The sequence below is a fragment of the Polaribacter sp. MED152 genome (assembly GCF_000152945.2).
Lineage (GTDB): Bacteria > Bacteroidota > Bacteroidia > Flavobacteriales > Flavobacteriaceae > Polaribacter.
Genome location: NC_020830.1, coordinates 2,734,661 through 2,751,844, shown reverse-complemented (window position 1 = coordinate 2,751,844; position 17,184 = coordinate 2,734,661). Strand labels below are relative to the sequence as shown.

General features: G+C 29.5%; 16 protein-coding genes. 9 read left to right on the top strand and 7 right to left on the bottom strand.

The genetic code is table 11. The features are described 5' to 3' along the window. Nucleotides 1-60 precede the first annotated feature (60 nt). The gene (locus MED152_RS12245) at nt 61-1,332 is read left to right on the top strand and encodes a replication-associated recombination protein A (protein ID WP_015482209.1); all 1,272 of its coding nucleotides are present in this window, start codon (nt 61-63) and stop codon (nt 1,330-1,332) included. Here MED152_RS12245 and MED152_RS12240 read toward each other — a convergent pair. From MED152_RS12240 to MED152_RS12225, 4 genes are read right to left on the bottom strand one after another with little or no spacing between them, the layout of a single operon-like run. Then, nucleotides 1,329-2,120 carry a hypothetical protein gene (locus tag MED152_RS12240; RefSeq protein ID WP_015482208.1) on the bottom strand — a complete coding sequence of 264 codons (792 nt, stop codon included), beginning with the start codon at nt 2,118-2,120 and terminating at the stop codon, nt 1,329-1,331. The two genes, MED152_RS12245 and MED152_RS12240, sit on opposite strands and share 4 nt — an antisense overlap. Before the next feature lies 1 nt (nt 2,121). Next, nucleotides 2,122-3,492 carry a DUF5723 family protein gene (locus MED152_RS12235; RefSeq protein ID WP_015482207.1) on the bottom strand — a complete coding sequence of 457 codons (1,371 nt, stop codon included), beginning with the start codon at nt 3,490-3,492 and terminating at the stop codon, nt 2,122-2,124. 1 nt (nt 3,493) lies between these two features. Next, a complete protein-coding gene (locus tag MED152_RS12230) occupies nt 3,494-4,039 on the bottom strand; it encodes a hypothetical protein (protein ID WP_015482206.1) in 546 nt (181 codons plus the stop codon). 31 nt (nt 4,040-4,070) lie between these two features. Further along, nucleotides 4,071-4,757 (bottom strand): YjjG family noncanonical pyrimidine nucleotidase, encoded by a 687-nt coding sequence (locus MED152_RS12225; RefSeq protein ID WP_015482205.1) that lies wholly within the window; start codon nt 4,755-4,757, stop codon nt 4,071-4,073. Between the two features lie 83 nt (nt 4,758-4,840). On the opposite strand from MED152_RS12225, the gene MED152_RS12220 reads away from it, so the two are divergent. Together MED152_RS12220 and MED152_RS12215 are read left to right on the top strand one after the other, a co-directional pair. Further along, on the top strand, nt 4,841-6,073 hold the full coding sequence (locus MED152_RS12220) for a lipopolysaccharide biosynthesis protein (RefSeq protein WP_238559140.1): 1,233 nt from the start codon (nt 4,841-4,843) through the stop codon (nt 6,071-6,073). Continuing rightward, nucleotides 6,060-7,664 (top strand): asparagine synthetase B family protein, encoded by a 1,605-nt coding sequence (locus tag MED152_RS12215; RefSeq protein WP_015482203.1) that lies wholly within the window; start codon nt 6,060-6,062, stop codon nt 7,662-7,664. The genes MED152_RS12220 and MED152_RS12215 overlap by 14 nt, the downstream gene beginning before the upstream one ends. Here MED152_RS12215 and MED152_RS12210 read toward each other — a convergent pair. The 3 genes from MED152_RS12210 to radC are packed head-to-tail and all read right to left on the bottom strand — an operon-like array spanning nt 7,661 to nt 10,590. After that, on the bottom strand, nt 7,661-8,569 hold the full coding sequence (locus MED152_RS12210) for a hypothetical protein (protein ID WP_015482202.1): 909 nt from the start codon (nt 8,567-8,569) through the stop codon (nt 7,661-7,663). The genes MED152_RS12215 and MED152_RS12210 overlap by 4 nt on opposite strands. Beyond that, nucleotides 8,570-9,874, bottom strand: coding sequence for a polysaccharide deacetylase family protein (locus MED152_RS12205; RefSeq protein ID WP_015482201.1), 1,305 nt, complete (start codon nt 9,872-9,874; stop codon nt 8,570-8,572). It lies immediately after the preceding gene. A 29-nt stretch (nt 9,875-9,903) separates the two neighbouring features. Then, entirely contained in the window at nt 9,904-10,590 is a 687-nt protein-coding gene (gene radC / locus MED152_RS12200; protein ID WP_015482200.1) for a DNA repair protein RadC, read from the bottom strand. Between the two features lie 111 nt (nt 10,591-10,701). On the opposite strand from radC, the gene trkA reads away from it, so the two are divergent. From trkA to MED152_RS12170, 6 genes are all read left to right on the top strand, one after another. After that, nucleotides 10,702-12,048 (top strand): Trk system potassium transporter TrkA, encoded by a 1,347-nt coding sequence (trkA, locus tag MED152_RS12195; RefSeq protein ID WP_015482199.1) that lies wholly within the window; start codon nt 10,702-10,704, stop codon nt 12,046-12,048. 1 nt (nt 12,049) lies between these two features. Continuing rightward, on the top strand, nt 12,050-13,549 hold the full coding sequence (locus tag MED152_RS12190; RefSeq protein WP_015482198.1) for a TrkH family potassium uptake protein: 1,500 nt from the start codon (nt 12,050-12,052) through the stop codon (nt 13,547-13,549). Nucleotides 13,550-13,960: 411 nt separating this feature from the next. Further along, nucleotides 13,961-14,692: a carboxypeptidase regulatory-like domain-containing protein gene (locus MED152_RS12185; RefSeq protein ID WP_015482197.1), complete on the top strand. Its 732-nt coding sequence runs from the start codon at nt 13,961-13,963 to the stop codon at nt 14,690-14,692. A gap of 85 nt (nt 14,693-14,777) precedes the next feature. Continuing rightward, the gene (locus MED152_RS12180; RefSeq protein WP_015482196.1) at nt 14,778-15,155 is read left to right on the top strand and encodes a PH domain-containing protein; all 378 of its coding nucleotides are present in this window, start codon (nt 14,778-14,780) and stop codon (nt 15,153-15,155) included. A gap of 119 nt (nt 15,156-15,274) precedes the next feature. Further along, on the top strand, nt 15,275-15,799 hold the full coding sequence (locus MED152_RS12175; RefSeq protein ID WP_015482195.1) for a hypothetical protein: 525 nt from the start codon (nt 15,275-15,277) through the stop codon (nt 15,797-15,799). A 119-nt stretch (nt 15,800-15,918) separates the two neighbouring features. Next, nucleotides 15,919-17,061 carry an acyltransferase family protein gene (locus tag MED152_RS12170; RefSeq protein WP_015482194.1) on the top strand — a complete coding sequence of 381 codons (1,143 nt, stop codon included), beginning with the start codon at nt 15,919-15,921 and terminating at the stop codon, nt 17,059-17,061. The last annotated feature ends 123 nt before the right edge of the window (nt 17,062-17,184 follow it).

The window sequence follows — 17,184 nt, the reverse complement described above, 5'->3', positions numbered from 1 at the left end:
AAAAACCTAACCAAAGCCTAATTTGACAAATTCTGTCAGAAATCTTTGTATTTTTGTGCTATGAATGAACCTTTGGCAGAAAGAATTAGACCCAAAACTTTAGAAGACTACATAAGTCAGCAGCATTTAGTTGGCCCAAAAGGAGTTTTGACAAATTTGATTAAGCAGGGAATTATACCTTCTTTAATTCTTTGGGGACCACCAGGAATTGGAAAAACTACCTTAGCGAACATTATTGCTACAGAATCTAACAGACCATTTTACACGCTAAGTGCAATAAGTTCTGGAGTAAAAGATGTTAGAGAGGTTATTGAAAAAGCCAAAAAAAGCGGTGGTTTATTTACGGCCAAAAACCCAATATTATTTATCGATGAAATTCATAGGTTTAGCAAATCGCAGCAAGACTCTTTACTTGGTGCTGTAGAAAAAGGTTGGGTAACGCTTATAGGTGCAACCACAGAAAACCCAAGCTTTGAAGTGATACCTGCACTTTTATCTAGATGTCAGGTTTACATTTTAAATTCATTTGATAAAAACGATTTAATAGCACTTTTAGAACGCGCAATTCAAAAAGATGATATTCTTGCTGGTAAAACTATAAAACTCACGGAAACTGATGCCTTATTGCGTGTTTCTGGAGGAGATGCTCGAAAATTATTAAACATTTTTGAACTTTTAGTCTCAACAGAAGATCATGTAGAAATCACTAATGATTATGTTTTAGATAAAATTCAGCAGAATACTACCAGATATGATAAAACTGGAGAACAACATTATGACATTATTTCAGCTTTTATAAAATCTATAAGAGGTAGTGATCCAAATGCTGCAGTTTATTATTTAGCTAGAATGATTGAGGGTGGTGAGGATGTAAAATTTATTGCAAGAAGATTATTGATTCTTGCTTCTGAAGACATTGGTAATGCAAATCCAACCGCATTAATTTTGGCGAACAATACTTTTCAAGCAGTGGCTGTAATTGGTAATCCAGAAAGTAGAATAATACTGAGCCAATGTGTGGTTTATTTAGCTAATTCTGCCAAAAGCAATGCTTCATACTTAGCTATTAATAAAGCCCAGAGTTTGGTAAAACAAACTGGTGATTTATCTGTTCCTCTGCATCTAAGAAACGCTCCAACAAAATTAATGAGAGATTTAGATTATGGAAAAACTTATAAATATGCTCATGATTTTCCTAATAATTTTGCAGAACAAGAATTTTTACCAGAAGAAATAGCTGGTACTAAATTATATGAACCAGGAAATAACGCAAGAGAAAATCAGTTCAATGAAATTCTTAAAAAGCGATGGAAAAAGAAATACAATTACTAAAATTTAATGCGTAATTCTTCTTGAATTAATCTATTGTATATGTAATACTCTAGCTGCCACTTATCCCCTTTCTTGTAAACAATTCCTTTTAAATTTTTTAGAATAAATATTGAGTCATTGTTCGTTTTTAATAAAGTATACACAATTTTAGGCGTTTCATTTACCAGTTGAAATCCTTCGGGAATTTCCTGCGCATATAAAAGAGTATTATTGTTCATTTTTATAGTGTTCTCTTCTATTTTACCTTCTTTAAGTTGCTTATTTTGTTTTACTTCTTTTAAAACTTTCTCATAAACATCATCAGATATTACTGCAGCCACAACTTCTTTATCTTTTGCTTTGATGCTATTTACATCTACATAACTATACCTAAAGTTTGTCATACTTTTTACTGCTTCTCTTATGCTTGCATGATATGCTTTCTTGTAATCTTTAAATTTACTTTTACCAATTTTAGAAGTATAAATTACTTTACCAAAACAATCTTTTGCTTCTAAATAATTTTTAGTTTGGAGCATTGAAGAATCGTCTTTTACAGAAACAATTAAAGCTGCACATTTATTTTTTGACAAAGCATCAGGAATGTTTTCATTGCTCAAGAAAACAGGAAAGCCTTTCTTTTGCAATAAGAACTTAGTTAATGAACTAGTTTGATAAGCATCTACTGAATTTACAAAATCAAATTGATTGGGTACAATAATGTATTGGTACTTCTCTAAACTTACAGATTGACTATAGGATAAACCTGCAAAACATAATGCAAGTATTAAAAGTATTTTTCTAAACATATTAATTAAATAAAAAATTGAAACCTAATTGAAAAGAGGCACTATTTGTAGACGATAAATCGCCATATTCTAATAAATTGTCTGCTAAACCATAAATATTAAAACTACCCAATTGTAAAGATAAACCTGCACCAATATTTGAATATGAAAAATCATCTATAGTATAAGTTACTTTAGTATGAATTTTGTTCGTAATGGCTTTTTCGTAAAAGCCAGTTAAGGCCAATTGCGAACTTAAGGGCCTAAATACATTATACAATTGAACGCCTATTGCATCTGTATAAAAGTTTTTATAGGTATTATCATAACATACTTTACTTCTGTACTCTCCAAAACTATATTTTAAGGCCAAATTTAATTTTGTTGGCCTCCATGAAATATAAGATTCAAAATCATCTGTAACCGGAATTTCATCTTGAAAACGTTGATCTATTTCATTCCAATTTTCAAAATTATCATCATTATTAAACTCTAGTGCAACACCTTCAAAAACAAAATTACCTGTTACACTCGTATTCTTAGTATTCGTTTTATGATTTATAAAACCCAGATCTAAAATACTACCTGAAAACTCTAGTTGAGGAGTTATTCTGTATGTTAAACCAACATCGATACCAATACCCATATTACTACCAAAAAAAGTATTTTTTAAATATGTACTGGCATCTGTAATGTATTCGTTGTTTTCAATTAAGCCAGAAGTTCTAAATTTTAAATTTACATCTGTTAGATAGTGTGTATAAATATTATTAGTACCACCAGTAGTTGTAAATAAGCCAGTATTGTTATTTGACTCTACATTTAATGCAGATGAATAAATTTTAAACCTACCTCCTATGGTTAAATTCTCATTTACTTTTTTAGAAATACCTGCATGTAAAACGCCTAAAAAATCTGCTTTGTATCTAATACCTGCAGCACTAAATGCTCTATTAATATGAGGTGCATTTCCTTCACTTATAAAGTCTAATGCATCTTTAGGATAATACCCGATAGCATCTAACTCTTGATAAAATCCAAAACTGATATAATAATCGTCTTTAAAACGAAAACCTCCACTTAGAATTTCTATCTGGGTATTTATCTTTGTAAAATCTCGATACGATAAATTTTGAATAGCCTCTGCAATCTTATCATTTATAGAGCGATTATCATTGGCAAAAATATCCGAAAGTACAACTCCTTTTGATCCAAAATCTGAGGAAAATCCAGACAATAAAGGTAAACCCACATGAAATTTATAATTTACTTCTGAGGCAGGATTTAACAATAAGGTTTGTGGCAATTCAGCAAAATTATACAGAATTTGTTTGTTCTGTGCCGAAATTTGAAAAAGCACTAAACACAGTATCAGGCTAAAAATTTTTCTCATCTTAAATTTCTGATTCTATATAAAGCGTTACTGATGATTTTAATTCAAACTCACTAGTATCATTTGGGTTCATACTTGTACCTGTATCTTCTAGCTCTGCTCTAATTCTTACCTTAGTAGTATTTACAATAGCAGGATTTGCGCTAACAAAAACCTCTTCTGTATAATTGTTTTCTAAATCTCCAGCAGGAATTACTATGGAAGCAAATTGATATAGTACTGTATTGTTATCATCTAAAAAGGATACATCAATAGTTACCTCTCTATCAAATTCATTTTTAATTAACGTGCTAAAATCGATTCTTACAATATCTTCATTAACAAAAGAATCTTCAAATACTCTAAAGTCAGAAACTGATGTTACACTTGTTTCTTGAACACCCAAATCATTAAAAAATTGTCCTGGTACAACAGAGAAAAAAGTTAGAGAAGAAGTAACTATTGGTTTGTAGACATAATCATTAATTTGATCAAAATCCAACTCTTCATAGCAGGAATTAAATAATAATAAACAGCAAATGACACTTAATTGAAGTACACCTTTCATAAAATGAGTTTAGTTTTTAACGTAATTCTGATTACAGATATTGCTTTAATTCGTGAAGTGCTGTAATGCTTTCAAAATCTGTGTTGTCTATTACATCATTTTCAAAATTACAATGAATGGCTTTAATACCTGAGTTTATAGCTCCATAAATATCGGCTTCAATACTATCACCAATCATAATTGAATTGTTGGCATTTGCTTTTGCTTTATCTAGAGCAAATTCAAAAACCCTCGGATTTGGTTTCTTAACTCCAACAGATTCTGAGGTTACAATAACATCAAAATAATCTAAGATTTTAGAAGATTGCATCTTTTTAGCCTGAATTTCTTCAAACCCATTTGTTATGATGTGCAGGTTGTATTTATCTTTTAAATAATCTAAAATTTCAAAAGTACCTTGAAATAAGTGATTAAAATGTGGAAGAAAATCAATGTACTCAATAGCAATTGTATCTATTAAATCATCAGAAATTTCGAAATTAATGGCGTCAAAAGTATTTTTTAATCGGCTATATCTAAGTTCGCTCTTTGTAATTTTTTCTTCTCTATAAAGCCTCCAAAATTCTAAATTTAAAGGTTTATAAACTTCTAAAAACTTATGTAAATCAATTTCTATTTTTTGTTTTTCAAATACTTTTTGAAAAGCCAAATCAGAATTTTTCTCAAAATCCCAAAGTGTGTGATCTAAATCAAAAAATACGTGCTCTATCTTTGCCATTTTCCTTTATATTTGAATACACTATTTAGGTAAGTAATATGCAACTATTTTCTTTTTTAAAAAAAGAGTTTGTAAAAAATGTTTTGACATTAATTACAGGTTCTGCTTTAAGTCAAGTAGTAGTTTATGCATCTATTTTATTACTTACAAGATTATTCTCTGCAGAACTTTTTGGTATTTATATACTTTTTTCATCTGCCACAATAATTTTAAAACCTTTAGCCACCTTACAATTTGAGTTTGCTATAGTATTACCTAAAAAAGATAAAGATGCTATAAACCTATTTGCCTTTTCAACTTTGATTTTAATACTCTATTGCCTTTTACTACTGCTTATTGTAAGCCTTTTTAAAACAGAAATATTAGATTTTTTCAATATTACTGTACTTTCTAATTTTATTTATCTACTGCCTTTAAATGTTTTCTTATTTGGCTTAATTGCTAATTTTGATTATTGGAATAACAGAAAGGATAATTTTAAAGCCATTTCTAAAGGCATGTTTTTAAAGTCTTCGAGCATGAGTGCTACTCAAATTGCAACAGGATTTTCTTCTTATAACTCATTAGGCTTAATTCCTGGGATGCTAATAGGCCATGTATTGCAAATTTTTTATCTACTTCAATTAACTTACAACAAATTACAACCTTTGTGTAAAGAAGTCAGTTTAAATAGAATGCTATTTCTAGCTAAGAAATATAAAGATATTCCTATTTTCAACTCTATTATTAATCTAACCAACAATCTTTCTAATGAGTTGCCAGTATTATTAATAACAAAGTATTTTGGCTTGGCAAGTTCTGGTATTTATGGCTTGGCTGTAAAATTTATGAGGGCACCAATAGGTGTTGTGCAACAATCTGTGAATCAAGTATTTTTTAATAAAGCCACTAAATTGTATAATGATCAAGGTAACCTGTATGCCTTAGTTCTAAAAACAGCAAAGCACTTATTAATCATTAGTTTACTTATTTTTACGCCTTTATTCATCTTATCTTATTACTTAGATTTTTTGTTTGGTGAAGGTTGGACAGATGTTGGGTTATATGCTCGAATTCTAATTCCTTGGTTATTTTTTGCCTTTTTAAGCAATCCTTTAAATTCGTTAATACTCATTTTGAATAAGCAAAAAACTATGCTAGTATTAGATATAGCCTTGCTTATATTTAGATTCCTAGCCCTATTTTGTGGCTACTATTTTTACAATGACATTATAATAGCGCTCGCTTTATTTTCTATGGTAGGTATGATTTTTAATATCCTTATATTTATATATCTGCTTCAAAAATCAAAAGAAAAAAATAGTGCTTACCAATAAAAATATCAGTTTAAAATTCAACCATGGTTTTCAATGGTATTGCAATACTACTATTGCCTTAAAAGGATATTTTTATAGTGATGATGTTTTTTATGAAAAAGAAAATGCGCTTGCATTTTTAACCAACCTACTACCTAATGAAAATAGTAAATCGTTTTTAAAAACCTTAAATGGGGTTTTTACTATTATTATTTCAAGTGAAAATAGTGTAGAAATTGTTTGTGATAATACTAGAGCTTTCCCTTTATTTTATACCATTCAAAATGATAGTGTATGTATTAGTGATGATGTTTTAATACTAAAAAACAAATTCAAAATCAATACGTTTGATGAAATAGCTAAATTAGAGTTTAAGGCCTCTAATCATACGCACTCAAACAAAACTCTTTTAGATTCCGTTTTTCAATTAGAACCAAGCACTTATCTGCGTTTCAAAAATCAAAGGTTAGTAGAAAAAGTTGTTTTATTTTCTTACGCTATTAAAACTGAAAGCAAAGCATCTTATACAGACTTAAAAGATGAAGCAATTGTTATTTTTGAAGAAGCTTTTGTAAGATTGATAAATTCTTTGCAAAACAAAACAGTATTGCTTCCTTTAAGTGGTGGTTATGACTCTAGATTGATTGCTGTACTACTAAAAAAACACAATTACAAAAATGTAATCTGTTTTACTTATGGTAGAAAAGAAAATTTTGAAATTGAAAATTCTAAGAAAACTGCTGAATCCTTGGACTATCCTTGGTATTTTATAGAGTATACTCCAGCATTAATTTCAAATTATCTTGAAACTGAAGAGTTCTTAAGTTATGCGCATTTTGCAGGCAAACACTCTTCTATGCCCTATTTGCAAGAATATTTTGCCATAAAATATTTAAAAGAAGAACTTAAAATACCTAAAAACTCAGTTTTTATACCTGGATTTGCTGGTGATTTTTTAGGAGGAAGTGAGTACAATAAAATTCCAAAGAAAATAAAGAGTCATACTATTGCAGATGCTATACTAAATCTTAAACTGAATAATACGCATCTTTCAGAACAAGAAAAAATTGAATTAAAACACGAAATCAATTCTAGTTTAAATAAGGTAGACCAAGATTATCAATCAAAAATTGCAAGTACAGTTTTTGAAGATTATAATTTTAGAGAAAGACTTGCTAAATACATCTTCAATTCAGCCAGTTATTATTTGTTTTTTAATTTTGAATTTAGATTTCCTTATTGGGATATGGAGTTATTAGCATTTTTTAAAAAAGTACCCATGACCTATAAACAAATGAAAATTTTATATGATGATGTTTTAACTACAGCCTATTTTAAGGATTATAATGTGAATTTCAAGAATGAAATTCAACCCAAAAAATCTGATTTAATCAAACAAAAAATCAAAGATAAAATCAAACCAAGATTATCTGATACGTTAAAAGAAAGTATTTTAAAAAAGCACGATTGGAACAATTATGAGCCAATTACAAAACAAATGCTTTTACAGATGAAAAAAAACAGACTTCCTGTAAAAAGAATTTACAAAGACTATAATGAGATCATTTCTCAATGGTACATCTATTTATGCGAAAATAAACTGAACAATTAGCGCTTAAATAATTTTACAAAAGCAGGCAATTGGTTGTATTTAATTTCTTGATAATTTAATGTCTTAGCACCAAAACTTAAAAAATACTCAGCAATACTTTTCATGGATGAGCCTCCAAAATTAAACAGCTCAAAATCATTATGGTATTTTTGAATGGCAGTATTTATAAGAAAGGTATTTTCGCCATTTTTTCTAAAATTAAAATCTGTAGAAGACACCAATATAGTAATGGTATTTTTATGTTTTAAGAAAAAACCAGAAGCTACTAATTGATGCTGTTCATTATAAATAGATAACACCTCTCCTACTTCTTTTTCTATGCAAATGGTAATTAATTTCGATAGATTATCATAATCTCTATCTGTAATAAAAGGTGTTCTTTTACCTACATTATCTCGAAATAGCTGGATTATTTTTTTTGGATCATCATTCCATTTAGCACTCAAACCTACCTTTGTAGCTTTCTTTAAATCCTTTTTACGATCTTTTCTAAAACCACTAAAAATAGTATCGTAATTTGAGTTTAAGGGCAACACCTGAACTTGCTTTTCCACAAGATACGAAGCCTCTATTTTTATCGGATTTGCTGTATTTAATTTACTCTCTACAAACCTAAACTTTGTAAATAATAGTTTGTAAAACTGTTCAACATTAACAGTATTATCTATAGAAAAAACACCTAATTCTAACAACCAAAAAGGTGGGTACACATACTTTATAAAGTTCTTCTTTCGCCAACAAATAGGCATTACAGCTGCATAATCATCCAAAACCAAAACAGACCAATTGTCTGCAACAATATCTAAATACCAAGAATAAGCATAAACTTTACTTTGTAGTGAATTGGTAATACAATTGTTGTATTTTTCTTCATGTAATGCAGCTCTTTCTATGTAGGTAATCATTTAAGAAGTAGCAATTTTTAACATAGATTCATACAAACGCTTCCAACCTTTCCAACGTAAATAATCGCTTAAAGTTTCATTATGAAATAACGTAATAAATGTTCCATTTACGGCTTTCACCTCATTCTTTAAATCTCTAATTTTCCCTAAAGATTGTTTTGGAGTTAGTTTCATATAATCGTTCAAAGTAGTATCCATCAATGCAAAAGGAAACACTTTTAAAGGCGTTTGAATTTCAAAATCTAAATCGTAGAAATAGAAAGGTGTACAAGTACCAGCCCTAAAACCAACATTGCTAGCATAGCCCATAGAATAATCTTCTTCTATTTCTAAATCTATTAAAAGTTGATAAGTTTCTGGCAAACTAAATCGTAAATAATGCTGTCTAGAACTTTTTAAAGGAGTGTTCGTAATATTTTCTAAACGTTCTTTTTCTTTTTTGATTAAAGCCGAATTTTGCATTGAAAAATAAGAAGGGTGCAAACCAACTCTTGCATAATCTACCATTTCTTTAATAAGCAGTCTGTATTTGCTTTTAGAAACAGAAACATTGGTATCAAAAGTGGTATAATCGCCTACTAGAAAAAAGAAAATGGTGTTTACACTGTACTTTTTCTTTAGTGCTAAAATAGTATCAAAGGTGTTGTAAGGATCTGCTTTTAAGTTCAAATTAACAGCAAGTCTGTTAATAACATTTAAAATTCTAAACGTAAAAATATCATTTAAAAATCCTCCTACACTTCTAACAAAACTTTTGTTTTTATAAGCAAACGCATTGTCTATATCTACAGTAGAAATAAAATTGAACTTTCTTTTAGGGTACTCGTAATCTGGAAACTTTTCTTTTAAGACTTTCAAAAATTTAAAAGCCCAAATATCAACAACTGGTTTTTCTAAAAATCCTTTTTTAAAAGCCAAACTCTGCTCTGCAGTAAATCTACCATGAATATCTTTTACATGTGGCAAATATTCTTCATAACGTGTAATTAGGTAAAAACTAGCTGCAAAAATATCAAAGGGAATAGATGACTTTACATTGGTGGCAAAAAAGCAAGGAACTGAATCCCATTTATTAATTATAATTTCTAAATCATTTACGCCTTGCTCAAAAAGCAAATCATTACTTTTTATAAAAAACTCATTACCTAAAGGTGTTTTTGTATAGCTAATTTTAGGTCCATTGTGTGCTACAAACTCTTCTACCTTACTAGTAAAACTCACAGGTATCAAAAGGGTTCTTGTAACTATATGCTTAAAAATATAGCGAACTCTTGGTGTAACTTTGTGTGAGTAAATTAATATCATGTAAATGGTTAAAATTTAGCAAAAACATTTTATAAGATGCCTTCATCTGCAAAGCTAAAATACCATTTTTCAGTAATTATTAGATGATCTAACAGTTTTATATCTAAAGTTGTTCCTGCTCTTTTAATTTTTTCTGTGAGCTGTTTATCTGCTTGGCTAGGTTCTAATTTTCCTGAAGGATGATTATGACACACAATCATGCCTACTGAAGCCAACTCTATAGCTCGTTTAAAAAGTAGCCTTATATCTACAACAGTTGCAGTTAGGCCACCTTTACTAATTTGGGTTTTGGCCAATACTTTGTTTGAATTATTTAGAAAAAGCACCCAAAACTCTTCGTGCTCTAAATCTCCAATTATAGGTTGCATCAAATTAAACACAGCTTTACTACTTGTAATTTTTGGTTTTTCTAAAGCTGTTTCTAATTGCCTTCTTTTGCCTAATTCTAAAGCAGTAATTATTGCAATTGCTTTTGCTTCTCCTATACCTTTAAAGGTAGAAAGCTTTTCTACAGTAAGCTTTGCTAGCTGATTTATATTACCTTCTACCGATTTTAAAATTCGTTGAGATAATGCTACTGCACTTTCTTGCCTATTTCCAGAACCAATTAAAATGGCGATTAATTCTGCATCAGACAATGCACTTTTTCCTTTAGCCAGTAACTTTTCTCGAGGTCTATCATCAATAGCCCAGGTTTTTATGGTTAACTTTTCCATCAATCAATTTTTTCTAAAAATACCAAAATTGCGGTTTAAAAAAGAAAATTCTTTTTAAAAGAAGTCTTTATAGACTTTTGTATCTTTGTGCCAGATTTCTATTTTTTTTATATGAAGATTATAATAGCAGGTGCTGGAGATGTAGGTTTTCATTTAGCAAAATTACTTTCTTACGAATCTCAAGATACTTACATCATCGACTTTGATGGTGAAAAATTAAACTATATTAATAATCATTTAGATGTAATAACACAAAAAGGTGATGCCACTTCTATAAAATTATTAAAGGAAATTGGTATCGATTCTGCAGACCTTCTTATTGCTGTAACAGATAGCCAAAACACAAATTTTACAATTTCGGTAATTGGTAAATCTTTAGGCGCTAAAAAAACCATCGCAAGAATTGACAATCCTGAATTTTTAAATGATTGTGAGGTTGACTTTTCTAAGTTTGGTTTAGATTTTATGATATCGCCTCAAGAATTGGCAGCGAATGAAATAAAATTATTGTTAAATCAATCTTCATTTAACGATACTGTTGCTTTTGAAAGTGGATTGTTTAATGTTATGGGTACTGAGCTTTCTTACAAATCGCCTTTGGTAGATTTAACCGTAAAAGAGGCCAAACAGAAGTTTTCGAATGTAGATTTTATTACAATTGCTATTAAACGTGAAAACGTTGCTCAAACCATTATTCCTAGAGGGGATACCACGTATAGAATAGATGATCAAGTGTATTTTTCTGTACCAAATTACAGTATGGAAGACCTTTACCCTATTATTGGTAAGAAGCAATTTGATATTAAAAATGTACTTATTTTAGGTGGAAGTAGTATTGGAGAAAAAACTGCCAGAAGCCTTTGCGAAGATAATTTTAAAGTAAAGTTGATTGAGAAAAACAGGGAGAAAGCAGAAATGCTTGCAGAAACCTTATGTGATACTTTAGTGATTAATGGTGATGGACGTGATTTAGAATTATTAGAAGAAGAAAATATTAGAGAAACTGATGCTTTTATTGCGGTTACAGGTAATTCTGAAACTAACATCATGTCTTGCTTGGTAGCAAAATCTAAAGGGGTTAAGAAAACCATAGCCTTAGTTGAAAATATGGATTATATTGATATTTCACAAACTATTGGTATACAATCCTTAATTAATAAAAAGCTAATTGCTGCAAGTAATATTTTTAAGCATATTAGAAAAGGTGAAATTTTAGAGTTGGCCAATTTGCACAATATAGATGCAGAAGTATTTGAATTTGAAGTAAGACCAAATGCAAAAGTAACCAAACACCCAATTAGAGATTTACGCTTTCCTAGAGAAGCCGTTTTTGGAGGTGTTATAAGAGATGGTAATGCTTTAATGTCTTTTGGAGATATGCAAATTCAGAGTGGAGATAAAGTAATTGTATTTTGTTTACCAGAAGCTATTGGTACAGTAGAGCGTTTTTTTAATTAAAATGAACAACTTGAACCTTAAGATTATATATCGTTTTTTAGGAATCACTGCTATTCTTAATGGTTGCTTTATGTTTATCGCATTTCCTTTTAGTTTCTTTTCTGAAGAAAAAGAAGCTTGGGGAATTTTAAATGCTGGTATTATAACTGTTTTTATTGGCTTATTACTTTTCTTTTTCAATAAACCCACACATAAAAATATTCAGAAAAAAGAAGGATACTTAATTGTAACGTTTGGTTGGTTGATACTTTCTATTACAGGAATGCTACCCTATTTATTATCTGGTGCAATACCTACTGTTTCAGATGCATTTTTCGAAACAATATCTGGTTATTCTACAACAGGCTCTTCCATTTTAACAAATATAGAAGCTATGCCTAAAGGTATTCTCTTTTGGAGAAGTGCCACACATTGGATTGGAGGTATGGGTATTATTGTATTAACCATTGCCATTTTACCACTCTTAGGAATTGGAGGTATGCAATTGTTTATGGCAGAAGCTCCTGGGCCATCTGCAGACAAACTGCATCCTAGAATTACAGATACTGCAAAACGTTTGTACCTTATTTATGTGGTATTAACCTTTGCTGAATTCTTTTTATTAAAAGCGGCAGGTATGACATGGTTTGATGCTATTAATCATGCAATGGCCACAGTAAGTACAGGAGGTTTCTCAACAAAAACCGATAGTATTGCCTTTTATAATGGATCACCTATTATACAATATATTATTATATTCTTTATGTTCATTGCTGGTACTAACTTTGTACTGACCTATTTTGCATTAAAAGGTAAGGTTAAAAAAGTATATGAAAGTGAAGAATTTAGATACTATTTCTTCGGAATTTTAGGTATTTCTATGATAATTTCTGTAATCATCATCTTTTTTAAAGATGAAACAATGGTTACTACACTTGCACATCCTGAGGTATTAGGTAAAACCGAAAGTGCCATAAGACATTCTTTATTTATGGTAACCTCTGTAGTTACAACCACAGGTTTTGTTTCTGCTGATTTTACTATGTGGAATTTCTTTGCAACCGGAATTTTCTTCGCATTATTCTTTACTGGTGGTTCTGCTGGTTCTACGAGTGGTGGTGTAAAAGTTGTTAGGCACATTGTAATGTTAAAGAATAGCTTTTTAGAATTTAAAAAAGCGCTACATCCTAATGCAATTATACCTGTAAGATATGATGGTAAATCTGTGAATCAAACCATTGTATTTAATATCATTTCTTTCTTTATAATTTACATGCTTATATTTATTATGGCCTCTGTAACCTTAACGCTTTTAGGTTTAGACTTTTTGTCTGCTTTGGGTGCTGCAGCCTCTTCTTTAGGTAATATTGGTCCTGCAATTGGCTCTGTAAGCCCAGTAGATAACTTTGCCCATTTAACTGCGCCTGCAAAATGGTTTTGTTCTTTCTTAATGTTAATTGGTAGATTAGAATTGTTTACGGTATTAATATTATTTACACCTTTCTTTTGGAGAAAAAACTAATCTAAATAACCATTCCTTTAAAAGTTTCCTAGTTTAAAAATATAGTGCGTTAGTTTTTAGTAATTGTTCACCTTAAAGTGATCATTAGCTCACTAACTTTTTATTAAAAGCTCATAAAGTTTTACAAATTTATTGTACAATATTTTTAAAAATATACTAGTATTTTTTCTAATTTATACTAGTATATTTTTCAGAAAACAGGAGTGTTATGATAAAAAAGTATAGCAGCAGTGATAAACTTACACCTTAGAAATTGATAAAAAACAGGTAAGAATCCTAAAGATTAAATTAAACATAAGCCTTTTTTAATACATGGAAGTTATAACATATGCTAGTAAATTTTTAAGGGTAAACTCTATTCACTAAATTAGCTAGAGAATAACAAACCAATCATTTTAAAATTTGGAAATTATGAAAGTAAATAATTTGGTTCTCACCTTAGCAATTCTAATTGGTTTTACTTCGTGTGGTGGAAGTGATGATTCAATGACAAATCCTATTACCTCTGCAAACATTAGTGGTTCAGTAAATTTGTATGATGAGTCAGTAACACAAATTGATAATAATGGGATGACTATTAAAGTAGAAGGAACCTCTATTTCAACGACTACTGATACAGATGGAAAATTCACATTGACAGACGTACCTTTTGGCACATATACTTTGACTTATGAAAAATCGGGTTATGGTACATTTAAAAGGTTTGATGTTGATCATAATAATGGAAATACTTTTATACCAGATGCACCATCATTAGGCCAGAAATCAACAACCTCAGTAACAAACTTAAGTATTAATTCAAGCAGTAGTTTTCCTGTAATCATTACTACAACTACAAACCCTGTTGCAAATCAAGCAGATACAAGATATATTCGATTTTTCTTTTCTACAGACGCAAACGTTAGTAGTACAAATTACGATTCTGTACTTGAAACTTACCCTATAAACAATACTCCTCACAATCTAAATTTAAGTCAGGCCTCATTAGATGCTTTAGGTTTTGCCAGTGGAACTATGGTTTATGTGAAAAGTTATGGAGAATCATTTTGGGGAAATCAATATGATGATCCTGACTTAGGAAGACAGATTTTTCCGAATTTAAATTTAAATTCAGCTGCTGCAGTTTCATTTATAATGCCTTAATACAATAAAGAAGTGTAGTATTGCAAATTAGCGAAATACAAAGCGATTAAAAAGGAGTAAATTGCAAATAAAAATTTAAAATACTATGGGATTATTCAATAAAATTTTAGGGAACGCAAGTGAAGTATCTTCTGAGAAACTAACTGAAAAATACGGTAGATTACTAGTTCAAAATGAAAGTATTGAGTTAGGATTCAAACTCTTAAGAGATACTTTTATGTTTACAGATAAACGTCTAATTCTAATTGAAATTCAAGGAATTACAGGAAGTAAAATAGAATATAAAACGTTGCCTTATAAAAGTATTTCAAGGTTTTCTTTAGAAACTTCTGGCACATTTGATTTGGATGCTGAACTAAAAATTTGGATTTCAAGTGAAGACATGCCCTCAATAAGTAAAAAGTTCAATAAGAGCATAGACGTTTATGAAGTACAAAAGTACTTGGCAACTAAAATCATGTAATTCAAGAAAAACTACTTTTCTAAAGTAATTAAAACAGACGTAATTCATTTGTTTGATAATACAGTTTGTATTTTTTACTTTAGTTCTCAGAGTAAAATAATCAATCAATACATCTAAAAGTGAATAATTTTGAAGAAAGACTGAAAGGTGGCCATCCAAATTCTTTAGGAAATACTATTGAAATAGTGAATGAAGTCTTAGTTAATACTCATTATTTTCATGAATTATTTAATTGTTATTTTAGTGATGATGAAGTAGTAAGACTGCGAACTTCAAACGCAATGAAACGCTTATGCAAAGCAAACAAAAGCCTTTTAATTCCTTATATAGATGATTTTTTAACGAAAATTAAAAACATCAATCAAGCCTCTATCCAATGGACATTATCACAACTTTTTGGAATGTTAGAAAAGGATATGAGTGCTATTCAAATCGACAAAGCAAAGGAGATTATGAAAAATAATCTTGCAACTCACCAAGATTGGATTGTACTGAATCAAACTATGGATACCCTTACAAAATGGTCTAAACACGATACCAATTTAAAAAACTGGTTAAAACCTCATTTAGAACAACTTACAAACGATGAAAGAAAATCGGTTTCAAACCGAGCAAAAAAAATGTTAAACAGCCTGAATAAATAAAAATAATTACAAAGTAAAATTAAGTATATTACTCATCGTAAATTTTATAGCCTATAGTAAACAATTACTCTTCTCTTACCTTAACAGATAAATTCAAATAAAAAAACGAAAGGGTTTAAATGCGTAAAAACGAAAGACTATATTATTTTGATTGGTTGAGAGTACTTGCTTTTTGGTTACTTATTTTTTTCCATTCTTGGCAACCTTTTAATAACTTCCATTGGCTTATAAAAAGTAACAATACCTCCATTATTGCTGATATATTAACCGTTTTTACGCATGGATGGAGGCTACATCTTATTTTTTTGGTTTCTGGATTAGGCACTTGGTTTGCTATGAAAACAACCAAAAAACAGTTTTTTAAAAACCGATTTAAAAGATTAATCATTCCGTTTACTTTTGCTTCATTATTCATTACACCTTCTCAACGATTTTTTCAGGCACTTCAAGATAAAGAAGCATTTCAGAATTATTTTTATTTTTTAGAAGGCTATCCTTCACGAATTTTAGACCATGATTTTTCATTTAGCTTTTTGCTATGGTTCAAAGAAATTGGTATTCATCTTTGGTATTTGCCATATTTACTAGTAATGACTTTTGTGTTGTATCCTATTTTTACAAAAATCAAAAACAAGGAAATTAAATTTGATTGGATAAAAAATGTCATGAATAAACCCTATGGTATTTTTGTATTGGCCTTACCCATTTTTACATGTAGACTCATATTAAAACCCATTTTTCCAGCTTACACAGATTGGGCTGATTTCTTCACCTATTTATGGTCATTTTTATATGGATTTGTTTTAATAAATGATATTGATTATTGGATGGTTATTATTAAAAGAAATAAAAATAAACTTTTAATAGTAGGTGTTCTGTGCTCTTTGTCATTAATAATAGGTTCAAGCAATGAAAACTTGGTAAGTGCATATTTGAATCCTAAATTTGACTGGTATCATGTGTTAATTTCTACTTTAAGTGCTTTAATTGCGTTTTCTTGGATCATGTATTTTGTGGCCTTATTTTCAGAAAAAATGAATTTTAAAAGCTTCATTTTACCTGAAGCCAATAACAGCATCTTACCCATATATGTGCTACACCAAAGCATTATAGTAGCAGTCGGTTATTACATAGTTCAATTAAATTTAGGAAGTCTCATTGAATTTCTTATCATTTTAATCACCACTATTCTTGTTTGTTTGTTATTATACAAATTTTTAAAGCGTCATGCAGTTTTAAAAACATTATTTGGCATAAAGTAAAACACCTCAACTTAAACTTATCATTAACAAAACTTTACGTTTTATTTCAGATTTTAAGAAATGATTAATTCTTTAAATCTGCCCAAAATGGATTATCAATTACTTAGTATTTGTTGTAGTTTC